Source organism: Georgenia halophila (assembly GCF_039541595.1).
Genome location: NZ_BAABGN010000007.1, coordinates 116,324 through 128,267, shown reverse-complemented (window position 1 = coordinate 128,267; position 11,944 = coordinate 116,324). Strand labels below are relative to the sequence as shown.

The window sequence follows — 11,944 nt, the reverse complement described above, 5'->3', positions numbered from 1 at the left end:
GCTGGCTGGATGGTCCGCGCACTCTGGCGAACCTCGACCCTGAGCGGATCATGAGTCCCACGCCGGCAGCTCCTCGACGTCGCGCATGCCGCGCAGCGCAAGCCAGAGCGGGATGGGGCTCAGCACGACGAGCACGCCGACGACGACGAGGGTGGCGCGCGCGCCGATCAGCTGGCCAAGTGTCCCGCCGATGATCGCTCCGAGCGGGAAGAGCCCCATGATGAGGAACCGCATCGTGGCATTGACCCGGCCGAGCAGCCGGTCCGGTGTGAGCCGTTGGCGCAGACTGATGTTCGTGATCGCGTAGACGATCTGCCCGAGCTCACCGGCGGCCATGCCGAGCACGACCAAGATCACGCCCCACCCGGGCCGAGCCAGCGGTGTGAGCAGCGTGAGCGGCGCGGTCAGAGCGAGCGCGACCCAGATGACGCGAGCCGAGCCGATGGCCTTGGCCAACCGTGGCGTAAGCGCCGAGCCAAGCATCACGGCGAGTGAACCGCCTGCGATGACGAGGCCGATCACGGTCGCCGACAGGCCGAGCTCGCGCGCCATGAAGATCATGGTCACCGCGGAGGCCATGGCGAACGAGAAGTTGCCGGTGGCGCTCACGATCGCCGTGGCACGAAGGACACGGTTGCGCAGGACGAACCGCAGTCCCTCTGCGATCCGGGATCGCATCCTCGGCCGCGGCCCGGGCGCCGGGTCGGAGGACTCACGCGTGCGGATCGCGAGCAACGTGACCGCGGAGACGGCGAACGTCACGGCCTGCACGAGCACCACGAGCGCCGCGCCGAACACGGATACGAGGGCACCGCCGAGCCCGGGGCCTGCGACTTGTCCGGAGGCGCGGAGGAACTCCATGGCCGAGTTGCCGGCGAGCACGCGGTCCTTGCCGATCACCGAGGGGATGTAGCTCTGGTATCCGACGTCGAAGAAGACGCGGGCGAACCCGACCAGGAAGGACACGATCACCAGCTGGGCGATCGTGAGCATGTCGAGCCACCAGGCGACCGGGATCGTAGCGAGCAGCACTGCGCGAAGTACGTCGCTCACGATGAGGACGCCGCGGCGCGGGACCCGGTCGAGCCAGGCACCAGCCTGCAAGCCGATGAGGGCGAACGCGACCGTGGAGGCGGCGTTGATGATGCCGACCTCGAGGCTGGACGCGTGCAGCGTGACGACTGCGAGCAGCGGGATCGCGACGGCGCTGACCTGCGTGCCGAGCTGTGCCGTCGTCTGCCCGAGCAGCAGCAAGCGGAAGTCGCGGTGTGCGAGGAGTGGTTCGTGCGACATGACGACCTTTCGAGCCTGGATGGGTTTCCCCACCCACTAGCTCGACCGAGGTCGTCTCTAGGGGGAGGTAGACACTACCGGCGGCCGTCCGTGAGGTCAATACACCGGGAGCCGATACGGGGCCCTTTCCCGGCGTCACGCTGCGTGGGATCCTGTCGCCATGTGCCGAAACATCCGAACCCTGCACAACTTCGCGCCCGCGGCCACCTCCGACGAGGTGCAGGCGGCCGCCCTGCAGTACGTCCGCAAGGTCTCCGGGATGACCAAGCCGTCGCAGGCCAACCAGGAGGCCTTCGACAAGGCCGTCCACGAGGTCGCCCACATCACCGAGCACCTGCTGGACTCCCTGGTGACGAACGCGCCGCCCAAGGACCGCGAGACCGAGGCCGAGAAGGCACGCGAGCGGGCCCGCAAGCGCTACGCCGAGCCGGCGTAGTCGTGCTGCCGCCACGCCTCGAAGACGGCGACGGCGGCGGCGTTCGCCAGGTTGAGGGAACGGACTCCCGCCACCATCGGGATGCGCAGGCGGTCCGTCAGACGCTCGTCGGCGAGCACCTCATCCGGCAGGCCCGACGGTTCCGGGCCGAAGAGCAGGACGTCACCCTCCTCGTAGGCCACGTCCGCGAAGCTGCGGGACGCCTTCCCGGTGAACGCGAACACTCGTCCGGGCAGCGCGGCGAGGGCGGCGTCGAGGTCCGGGTGCACGACGACGTGGGCCAGGTCGTGGTAGTCGAGGCCGGCCCGCCGCAGATGGGCGTCCGTCATCTCGAAGCCCAGCGGCTCGACCAGGTGCAGGGACGTACCGGTGCACGCCGTCATGCGAATGGCGTTGCCGGAGTTCGGTGGGATCCGGGGCTCGTAGAAGACGACGTGGAACACGCCGGCTATCGTCTCACTGCCGGGGCTACGGCCAGCGCCACGCCGGTCCGTCGAGCGGCCCCTCCCGCCCGACGACGACCGTCTCGCCGTGCTCCTTCGTCAGCTCGATCGTGACCACTCGGCGGTCGTCGTCGCCTTCACCGTCACCGTCACCGTCACCGTCACCGTCCTCGTCGGCGGCCGCCCGCTCGAGCTCCTCGGACAGCTCGGTCGAGTGGGTCACGACCATCACCTGCGCGCCGCGCGCCGCCCGTGCGGTCATCCGGGCCAGGGCGGGCAGCAACGAGACGTGCATCGACTGCTCCGGCTCGTTGAGCACGATGAGCTGGGGCGGCCGCGGGGTGAGCAGAGCGGCCGTGACCATGAGGTAGCGCAACGTCCCGTCGGAGAGCTCGGCCGCACGCAGCGGCCGGAGCAGCCCGGGCTGGTGCAGCAGCACCTCGAAGAGGCCGTCGCCGGCGGCGACGTCGAGCCGGGAGCCGGGAAAAGCGTGCTCGACGGCGTCCTGAAGCTCGGCCGACCTGCCCATGTCCATGATCGTGGCGAGGGCAGCGGCCAGGTCCGCTCCGTCGTCGGCCAGCGCGGATGTGCGCGAACCCGGACGCGGTGCCCGCGCGGGCGCGCCGGGGTCGGTGCGCAGGTGGTCGTAGAGCCGCCAGGAGCGCAGCTCCTCCCGCAGGCGGACCAGCTCCGGCGCGCGTTCGGGATCGGCGCCGGCCTCGAGCATGGACTCGTGCGGGCGGGCCGAGGCGGTCAACGTCTCCCAGCCGTCCCCGCGGGTGCGCACGTGCGGGCCGCGACGCTCGGTGAGCATCGATGCCGGTCGAGGCAGTTGCCCGGCCCAGACCGACTCCTCCTTCACCTCCGGGTCGCGGGCGAAGAGCATCGCGATCCGGTCCGTCGGGTCCGGCCGCTGCGGGAGGCCGAGCGCCACGGCATAGCCGGTGTCCTCTCCGGTGAAGCCGAGCTCGACCCGCACCGGCCGCCTGCGCACCGTGCCCTCGCCGCCACCGCCCTGCTCCGGGCCCGCCCACAGCGCCGAGGACAGTCCGCCCTCCAACGCCAGGGCCGCCGGGGCGCCTTCCCGGGCCGTGGCCGCGAGCAGCCGCAGCGCGCGGTAGAGGTTCGACTTCCCGGACCCGTTCGAGCCGGTCACCACGGTCAGCGCCCCGAGCGGGATCACGACGTCCCGCAGCGAGCGGTAGCCGCGGACGGCGACGGTGGAGAGCACGTCATGGACGGTAGGGCACGCCACAGACACGACGACAGTCAACCGATTGGTTGGCAACGCGCCGTACCGGCGGATACTGGTAGTCAACCAACCGGTTTACAAAGGAGGTCGCATGTCCCGAGTCGTCATGCAGGCAGTCGTCTCGATGGACGGCTACATCGCCTACCCCGACGACACGGTCGGACCGCTCTTCGACTGGTACGGCAACGGCGACGTGGCGGTCAGCGTCAACGAGACCGAGGGCTGGACGTTCCACGTCAGCCGCGCATCCGCGGACTACGTCCAGCCGTTCTGGGACGCGGTCAGGGTCCAGGTGGTCGGCCGCCACCTGTTCGACCTCACGAACGGGTGGAACGGTGTGCCCGCCGCCGGTGAGGAGCTCGTCGTCGTCACGCACCGGCCGCTGCCGGACGAGTGGCTCGAGCAGCACCCGGACGCGCCGTTTTGCACGGCCGACTCCGTCGAGTCCGCCATCGCGGTCGCCAGAGAGCGCGCCGGTGACGGCCTGGTGTGCGTGTCCGCGGGCGACGTCGGCGGGCAGGCGTTCGCGGCCGGTCTGGTGGACGAGGTGTCGATGGACGTCGCCCCGGTGATCCTCGGCGAGGGCAAGCGGTTCTTCGGCAGCCACCCTGGCACGGTGCTCCTCGAGGACCCGGACCAGGTGGTCCAGGGCGACCGGGTGCTGCACCTGCGCTGCCGCGTCCGCCGCTGAGCCTCAGAGCGTCAGCCGACGGGGCGCCCCAGGCCCTCGACGACCTCGGCGCCGGGCAGCGCGGTGAGCACCCCGCCGGGCAGCAGCAGCTTCGAGCGCCGCACGCCCGAGCCGATGATCGACGGCCCGCTCACCACCCGCTCGTCCAGCAGCAGCCGCCACTCGGACGGCAGGCCGATCGGCGTGATGCCGCCGTACTCCATCCCGGAGGCCTCGACCGCCCGGTCGGTGGGCCAGAACGAGGCCTTGCGCACGTCGAGGAGCTTGCGGACCGACGTGTTGACGTCCGCGCGGGTGGTCGCACGGACCACGCACGCCGCGACGCGTTCCTCCCCGGCCCGCTTGCCGGCCACGACGACGCAGTTCGACGACGCCGCGAGCGGCACGTTGTACTCCTGCGTCATCGCGGCCGTGTCCGCCAGGTCGGGATCGATCTCGGCGACGCGGATCCACTTCGCGACGTCCGGCGGCAGGGCGTCGACGGCGGCGAGCACGGACTCGGCCAGGAGGTCCCGGCGGGCCGGGACGGGACTCCACACGAGGCTGCCGTAGGAGACGTCACCGCCCTCGCCGAGGGGCGTGGGCTCCGGCAGCGGCTCGTCGACCTCGGTGCTCACTGCTGGTAGGTGGCCGTCAGGGTCGCCCGGGCCAGGGTGTGGAACACGGTCTGGAAGGCCGCCTTGGTGGGGGTGTCGTCCTCTCCCAGCTCGAGAGTCTCGGTGTCGATGGCGTGCACCGCGAAGTAGTACCGGTGCGCCCGGTCCCCGGGGGGCGGGGCGGCGCCGGTGTAGGCGTGGGTGCCGCCGTCGTTGCGCAGGTGGAAGGCGGCGCCGGGGAGCATGAGGTCAGACTCGCCCTCGCCCTGCTCGATCGAGGTGGTGTCGGGGGCGATGTCGACCACGGTCCAGTGCCAGAAGCCCGACGGCGTGGGCGCGTCCGGGTCGAAGCAGGTGACGACGAAGCCCTTGGTCTCCTCCGGGAAGCCGGACCACGACAGCTGCGGGGACACGTTCCCGCCGTCCTTCGCGTGCACGGCGGGCAGTGGTTCGCCATCCGTCAGGTCCGTGGACGTGAGCGTGAACGACGGCACGGTCGGGAGCTTCTCGTACGGGTCCTGGGCGAGTGGGCGCTCGAGGTTCACAGCGGTCCTTCCGTCGTGGATTGGTGGCGGGTCCCAACCTACGACCCGTGACGCTCGCAGGCACGCATGAGCCCATGTCCTGGCCCCCGGATGTGGGCGGGTGCCAGCAGACTCAGGGTGGTGATCAGCCCGGTTGACATCGGGTCCCGGCGGACGTTCACTGGACGAACTCGAACGTGCGTTCGATGCAGCTTGGGAGGAGGAGCCTTGGGTACCGCTCTCACCGCCGTCTCGGATCCGGGGCCCGACGCCAGGCTGGCCGCCGCGCGCGCCGCCCTGGCCAAGGCAGAGGCCGCCACCGGCCTGCGCACCCGGCTGGGCGGGCCAGGGCTGAGCACGAGCCCCACACTCACGTCCCCGGGCGATCAGGCTCCGCCCGGGCAGGTCGATCCCGCTCCCGGCGCCGACGACCGGAGCCTGCCCGTCCCGCCGGTCCTGACGTCCCTGTTCCCCGGCGGTGCGCTGGCCGGCGGGTCCGTGGTCCAGGTGTCGGGATCCACCTCGGTGCTGCTCTCCCTGGCCGCGGCCGCCGCCACGGACGGTGGCTGGTGCGCGCTCGCCGCCATGCCCCACATCGGCTGGCGGGCCGCCCACGGGGCCGGGCTCGCCCTGGACCGGGTCGCCGTCGTGCCCGACCCCGGACCGGACGCCGCCGCGGTGGCCGGGGCGCTCGCCGACGGGTTCGACGTGCTCGTCGTCGGGCGGTGCCCGGCGCTGGGGGAACGGGGCCGCCGCTCGCTCGCCACCCGCGTGCGGACCCGGGGCGCCGTGCTGCTGAGCACCCACGAGTGGCCCGGCGCGCACCTGGTGCTCCGGGCCACCAGGACCGGGTGGGAGGGTCTCGGCCAGGGGTGGGGGCACCTCGTCGACCAAGGGCTCACCGTGCGCTCCACCGGCCGGGCCGCGGCGTCCGGCCTGCGTGAGGTCCGCGTCCGCGTGGGGGCGGACGGCCTGCGCGGCGAGCCCGGCAGCCACCCCAGTCACCCCAGCCATCCGGAGGCTCCGCCGCTGCTGAGGGCGGTGTGAGGTGACCGGCCCCGCCGCACGACGCGCCGTCCTGTGGATGCCCGACTGGCCGGTGACCGCGGCCGTCGCCGAGGGGCTCGTCGATCCGCAGGTGCCGGTCGCCGTGCACGACGCCCGGGGCGTCCTCGTCGCCTCGGCGCCCGCCCGCGCCGCCGGGGTCCGCCGCGGCATGCGCCGGCGCAGCGCCCAGCAGATCTGCCCCGAGCTGGTGCTGCTGCCCACCGACGAGGTGCGTGACGCACGCGCCTTCGAGCCGCTCGTGCAGGCGGCGGAGACCGTCGTCGCCGAGGTGGCGGTGGTCCGCCCCGGCATGGTGGTCTTCCTCGCGCACGGGCCCGCCCGGCACGTCGGGTCCGAGGACGCCCTGGCCGAGGCACTGGTCGGGACGGTGGCCACCGAGACCGGCGCCGAGTGCCAGGTCGGCATCGGTGACGGGCTGCTCACCGCCATGCTCGCCGCCCGCGCCGGCGTCCTCGTGCCGTCCGAGGCTTCCGCGGAGTTCCTGGCCGGGCAGGACGTCGGCACGCTCACCCTCGCCTTCAGCACCCGGCAGGCGGCTGCCCGGACGGCCGAGCTGGTGGACCTGCTGCGCCGCCTGGGTCTGCGGACCCTGGGCGAGTTCGCCGCCCTGGAGGCGGGCGACGTCGCAGCCCGGTTCGGCGCCCACGGGCTGGCCGCGCACCGGCTCGCCCGGGGCCTGGACACCTTCCCGCCCTCCACCCACCGCCCGGAGGACGACGTCCTGGCAGCCACCGAGCTCGACCCGCCCGCCGAGCGCTCCGACGTCGCCGCCTTCGTGGCACGTTCGCTCGCCGAGCAGCTCGCCGAGCGGATGCTGCGACGCGGCGTCGTCTGCGCCCGCCTGCGGGTGGCGGCCCGCACCGAGGACGGCACGGAGCTGGTCCGCACCTGGAGCATCGACGGCACGCCGACCGCCGCCGAGCTGACCGACCGGGTGCGCTGGCAGCTCGAGGGATGGCTGTCCGGCCGCAGCGGCCGCCCACCCTCCGCGCCGCTGACCCGCCTCGAGCTCCTCGCCCAGGAGGTCAGTCCCGCCGGGGTCGTGCAGGACGGGCTGTGGGGACGCGCCCGACGCGGCGAGGCCCAGGCCGGCCGGGCCGCCCTGCGCGTGCAGGGCCTGCTCGGGGCCGACGGGATCCTCGTGCCGGTGCTGCAGGGCGGACGTGACCCCCGCGGTGCGGCCCGGATGGTGGCCTGGGGCGACGACGCCGCACCCCTGCGACGCACCGACGCCCCGTGGCCTGGGCAGCTGCCGGCCCCGTGGCCGGCGACCGTGCCCACCGAGCCGGTGCCCGTCCGGCTGCTCGACGCCGGCGGCGGGGACGTGCGAGTGGACGCGCGCGGGACGGCCAGCTCCACACCGACCCGGGTGCTCGTGCCGCCGCCAGGGAAGAGTGCTCCGGTCGTGCGGGCGGGGGAGTACCCGCTGCTGGCCTGGGCCGGTCCGTGGCACGGCACCGAGCGGTGGTGGTCCGAGCAGGGCCGACGGCGTGCCTACGTCCAGGTGGTCCCCGAGGGGGTGCCGGCCCTGCTGCTCGCCCTCGAGCGCGGCGCCTGGTGCGTCGAGGGAGTCTACGACTGAAGTTGTGCTTCAGCCGTCTCACCCAGCAGAATTCCGGCACGGGATTGTGACGTAAAACTTCCCATCGGGGCAGAGGTAAGGCTAGCCTCACCTTCGTGACGAATCAGCAGGCTGGTGGACCGCCGCTCGAAGGAGCCGGTCTCACCCTCGGTTACCACGGTGAGCCCGTCGTCCACGACGCCGGGATCACCCTCGGCGCGGGCGCGATCACCGCCCTCGTCGGACCGAACGGGAGCGGCAAGTCCACGCTGCTGCGCTCGCTCGCCCGGCTCCACCGGCCGGACGCGGGCGCCGTCGTCCTCGACGGTCACGACGACGCCCTCGCCATGACCCCCACGGCCTTCGCTCGCCGGGTCACCCTGCTCTCTCAGTCCCACCCCACGCCCAGCGGCGTGCGGGTGCGTGACGTCGTCGGGTACGGGAGGCATCCGTACGCCAGCCGCTGGCGCCGGACGGACCCCGACGGGCCGGCCACCATCGACTGGGCCATGGACGTCACCGGCGTCGCCTCGATGGCAGGCCGCAACGTCGACGAGCTCTCCGGCGGTGAGCTCCAGCGCGTCTGGCTCGCCACCTGCCTGGCGCAACGCACCGGAGTCCTGCTCCTCGACGAGCCGACCACCTACCTCGACCTGCGCTACCAGTGGGAGCTGCTGGACCTCCTGCGGGACCTGGCCGAGGACGAGGGTGTCGCCATCGGCGTCGTCCTGCACGACCTCGACCACGCCGCCGCCGTCGCGGACCACGTCGCCCTGCTGGCCAACGGCCGGATCCGCGCCGTCGGCACGCCGGAGGAAGTGCTCACCGCCGACCTGCTCACCGACGCCTACGGCATCGCCATCGCCGTCGCCGAGGACCCGGTCACCGGCAAGCTCATGACCCGGCCGGTCAGCCGCCACCACACCCGCGCCACGCACCCGGCGCTCGCCACCGCCTGAACCGCCCACGATCGACAGGACCCCCATGCGACGCTCTCTTCTCGCTGTGCCCGCGGCCCTCCTGCTGGGCCTCACCGGCGCGTGCGGAACCACCGCTCCCGCCGCCACGGACCCGGCGAGCGAGGAGGCCGGCAGCGGCGGGGGTGAAGCCGTCAGCGTGGTCGACGACCGCGGCGAGACCGTCGAGCTCGACGCCCCGGCCGAGGAGGTCGTGGCGCTCGAGTGGGGCCTGGCCGAGAACCTCGTCGCACTCGGTGTCATGCCGGTCGGTGTCGCCGACGTCGAGGGCTTCGGCACGTGGAACGACGCCGTCGAGCTCGACGAGGGCGTCGTCGACGTCGGCACCCGCGGCGAGCCGTCGGTCGACGCGATCATCGGCCTGGACCCCGAGCTCGTCGTGACCACCACGGACCTGCCCGAGACGATCATCAACCAGCTCGAGGACGTCGGCCTGCCGGTCGTGGCGCTCAAGGGCTCCAACGCGGACGACCCGCTCGGCCACCTCGAGCGCACCGTCGACGTCCTCGCGGAGGCGACCGGCACCGTGGACAAGGGCGAGCAGCTGCTCGCAGATCTGGACGCCACCATCCAGGACGGGCGCGCCGCGCTGGCCGAGGCCGGCCTCGAGGACGCGAAGTTCGCCATGGCCGACGGCTGGCAGGACGGCGGCGCGGTCAGCATCCGCATGTTCACGCAGGGCTCGCTGCTCGGCGCGCTTGCCGGCGAGCTCGGTCTCGTCAACGCCTGGGAGGGTGAGGGTGACGCCGTCTACGGACTGCAGAGCACCGACGTCGAGGGGCTGACCCAGCTCGGCGACGTGCACTTCCTCTACATCGCAAACGACTCTGCCCAGCCGGACCCGTTCACCGAAGGGCTGGCCGGCAACGCCGTGTGGAACGGGCTGCCGTTCGTCGAGGCGGGGAACGTGCACCGGCTGCCCGACGGCATCTGGATGTTCGGCGGCCCGCGGTCCGCCGAGCAGTACGTCACCGCCGTCGTGGAGGCCCTCACCGCGTGACCACCGAGGTGGCCCCGGCGCCGCCGGCCGCGCAGGGCCGGGCTGTGCGCGGCGTGGGCGTGCTGGCCGTCGCGGGGGCCGCCTGCGTGCTCATCCTCGTGCTCGGGGCCGTCCACCTGTCCCAGGGCACGGCGGGCCTGGCGGCCGGCGAGGTCGCCCGAGCACTGCTCGGCCAGGGCGAGGACGAGGCGGTCGCCATCCTGGTCGCCTCACGGCTCCCGCGGCTGCTGGCCGGCATCCTCGTCGGGCTCGCCCTCGGCGTCGCCGGCGCCGTGCTGCAGTCCGTGGCGCGCAATCCCCTCGCGTCGCCGGACACCATGGGCGTCAACGCCGGCGCCCACTTCGCCATCACCGTCGTGGCCGCCGCCGGTCTCGCCCTCCCGCTGGCCCTCAGCGGCGTGCTCGCCTTCGTCGGCGGCCTCGGCGGTGCCGCGCTGGTGCTCCTGCTGGCCCGCGGCGGCGCCACGGGACCGACCCGCCTGATCCTGGCCGGCGCGACGATCTCCCTGGCGATACAGGCCATGACGATGCTGCTGCTCGTCCTCAAGGAGGAGGAGACCACGGGGCTGTACGCGTGGGGGAGCGGCTCCATCGTCCAGTCCGGCATGGAGTCGGTGGCTCGCGTGACGCCCGCCGTCGTGCTCGGCCTGATAGCCGCGTTGCTCATCGCGCACCGGCTCGACCTGCTCGCCCTCGGCGACGACGCCGCGTCGGTGCTCGGCATACCGGTCCTGCAGACCCGCGTCGCCGCCGTCCTGGTCTCGGTGTTCCTGTCGGCGGCGGCCGTCACGGTCGCCGGTCCGGTGGGCTTCGTCGGCCTGTGCGCCCCGGCGATCGTCCGCCTGCTCACGCCGCTCGTCCCTGGCCTGCAGCGTCACCGCGCCCTCCTGCCGCTCGCCGGCCTCGCCGGGGTGATCGTCGTTCTCGGGGCCGACGTGCTGCTGCGAGCCGTGCTCGGCGGCGCCGCCGGTGTCGAGGTTCCCACCGGCGTGGTCACCTCGATCTTCGGGGCCGTGGTGCTCATCGTGCTGGCCCGTCGCCTGCGTGACTCGGGCGCGACCCGTCGCACCGGTGCCGCCGCGTCCGGCCGGCCACGCACCACGCGCTGGACCGTCGTCCTCGCCACCGTGCTGCTGGTGCTGCTCGCCGGTGCCGCGCTGGCCGGGATGCTGCTCGGCGACCGGCTGATGCTCACCGGCGACCTCGTCAACTACGTCATGGGCGACGCCGGAAGGATCGTGACCGCGTCCGTCACGGAGCGTTCGCCCAGGGTCTTCGGCGCGGTCCTGGCCGGGGCTGCGTTCGGCCTCGCGGGCACGGTCATCCAGGGGGTCGCGCGCAACCCGCTCGCCGAGCCGAGCACTCTCGGTATCACGGCCGGCGCCGGGGTCGGCGCCGTCGGCACCCTCACCCTGCTGCCCGGCGCGGGCGTGTGGGGCGTCACCCTGGCCGGGGCGGCGGGCGCACTGATCGCGTTCGCCATCGTCTACCTCGCCTCGTACCGGCGTGGCCTGAACTCGGACCGACTGGTCCTCGTCGGCATCGGGTTCGCGGCCGGTGCCGGCGCCCTGACCACCGCGATCGTCATCGTCGCCGACCCCTGGAACGTCGCGTTCGCGCTGACCTGGCTCTCGGGCTCGACCTACGGGCGGATCTGGTCCCAGATGATCCCGGTCGTCGTCGCGCTGACCGTCATGATCCCGTTCGTGGCCCGCCGTACCCGCGACCTCGACGTGCTGTCCCTGGACGACGACGTCCCGCGCGTGCTCGGGGTACATCTCGAGCGCACGCGGATGTTGCTTCTCGTCGCGGCGGCGCTGCTGACGTCGACGGCGGTCGGTGCGGTAGGCGTCGTCGGGTTCGTCGGTCTCGTCGCCCCGCACGCCGCGCGGGCGCTGGTCGGCGGCCGCCACACGCACGTCCTGCTCGTGGCTCCCGTGCTCGGTGCCCTGCTCGTCAGCGTCGCCGACACCGTCGGCCGCACCGTCATCTCCCCGGGGCAGATCCCGGCCGGCATCATCACGGCGCTCGTCGGTGCGCCGTACTTCGTGTATCTGCTGTGGCGGACCCGAGGCAGGGAGCGTGCCTGAGGACCGAAAAAGG

General features: G+C 73.3%; 12 protein-coding genes. 7 read left to right on the top strand and 5 right to left on the bottom strand.

Going from position 1 to position 11,944, the window contains the following annotated elements; all coding sequences use genetic code 11:
* Window positions 1-48 precede the first annotated feature (48 nt).
* Window positions 49-1,293, bottom strand: coding sequence for an MFS transporter (locus ABD907_RS08690; protein ID WP_345215851.1), 1,245 nt, complete (start codon window positions 1,291-1,293; stop codon window positions 49-51).
* A 160-nt stretch (window positions 1,294-1,453) separates the two neighbouring features.
* On the opposite strand from ABD907_RS08690, the gene ABD907_RS08685 reads away from it, so the two are divergent.
* Window positions 1,454-1,729 carry a DUF2277 domain-containing protein gene (locus tag ABD907_RS08685; protein ID WP_345215850.1) on the top strand — a complete coding sequence of 92 codons (276 nt, stop codon included), beginning with the start codon at window positions 1,454-1,456 and terminating at the stop codon, window positions 1,727-1,729.
* Here ABD907_RS08685 and ABD907_RS08680 read toward each other — a convergent pair.
* Window positions 1,711-2,172 carry a tRNA (cytidine(34)-2'-O)-methyltransferase gene (locus tag ABD907_RS08680; protein ID WP_345215849.1) on the bottom strand — a complete coding sequence of 154 codons (462 nt, stop codon included), beginning with the start codon at window positions 2,170-2,172 and terminating at the stop codon, window positions 1,711-1,713. The two genes, ABD907_RS08685 and ABD907_RS08680, sit on opposite strands and share 19 nt — an antisense overlap.
* Window positions 2,173-2,197: 25 nt before the next feature.
* Entirely contained in the window at window positions 2,198-3,403 is a 1,206-nt protein-coding gene (locus tag ABD907_RS08675) for an AAA family ATPase (protein ID WP_345215848.1), read from the bottom strand.
* Window positions 3,404-3,515: 112 nt separating this feature from the next.
* Here ABD907_RS08675 and ABD907_RS08670 point away from each other — a divergent pair, with 112 nt between their 5' ends.
* Window positions 3,516-4,115 (top strand): dihydrofolate reductase family protein, encoded by a 600-nt coding sequence (locus tag ABD907_RS08670; protein WP_345215847.1) that lies wholly within the window; start codon window positions 3,516-3,518, stop codon window positions 4,113-4,115.
* Between the two features lie 11 nt (window positions 4,116-4,126).
* On the opposite strand, the gene ABD907_RS08665 is transcribed toward ABD907_RS08670, so the two are convergent.
* The gene (locus ABD907_RS08665; protein WP_486334064.1) at window positions 4,127-4,654 is read right to left on the bottom strand and encodes a YbaK/EbsC family protein; all 528 of its coding nucleotides are present in this window, start codon (window positions 4,652-4,654) and stop codon (window positions 4,127-4,129) included.
* Between the two features lie 74 nt (window positions 4,655-4,728).
* Complete coding sequence (locus ABD907_RS08660; protein WP_345215846.1) at window positions 4,729-5,256, bottom strand: YbhB/YbcL family Raf kinase inhibitor-like protein; 528 nt, start codon at window positions 5,254-5,256, stop codon at window positions 4,729-4,731.
* Window positions 5,257-5,463: 207 nt separating this feature from the next.
* On the opposite strand from ABD907_RS08660, the gene ABD907_RS08655 reads away from it, so the two are divergent.
* The 5 genes from ABD907_RS08655 (at window position 5,464) to ABD907_RS08635 (ending at window position 11,931) form a co-directional block, all read left to right on the top strand.
* On the top strand, window positions 5,464-6,282 hold the full coding sequence (locus ABD907_RS08655; RefSeq protein WP_345215845.1) for a hypothetical protein: 819 nt from the start codon (window positions 5,464-5,466) through the stop codon (window positions 6,280-6,282).
* 1 nt (window position 6,283) lies between these two features.
* A complete protein-coding gene (locus ABD907_RS08650) occupies window positions 6,284-7,885 on the top strand; it encodes a DNA polymerase Y family protein (RefSeq protein ID WP_345215844.1) in 1,602 nt (533 codons plus the stop codon).
* Window positions 7,886-7,980: 95 nt separating this feature from the next.
* Window positions 7,981-8,823: an ABC transporter ATP-binding protein gene (locus tag ABD907_RS08645; RefSeq protein WP_345215843.1), complete on the top strand. Its 843-nt coding sequence runs from the start codon at window positions 7,981-7,983 to the stop codon at window positions 8,821-8,823.
* Between the two features lie 25 nt (window positions 8,824-8,848).
* Window positions 8,849-9,841, top strand: a complete 993-nt coding sequence (locus ABD907_RS08640) for an ABC transporter substrate-binding protein (RefSeq protein ID WP_345215842.1) — start codon at window positions 8,849-8,851, stop codon at window positions 9,839-9,841.
* A complete protein-coding gene (locus ABD907_RS08635) occupies window positions 9,838-11,931 on the top strand; it encodes an iron ABC transporter permease (RefSeq protein WP_345215841.1) in 2,094 nt (697 codons plus the stop codon). The genes ABD907_RS08640 and ABD907_RS08635 overlap by 4 nt, the downstream gene beginning before the upstream one ends.
* Window positions 11,932-11,944: the final 13 nt, after the last annotated feature.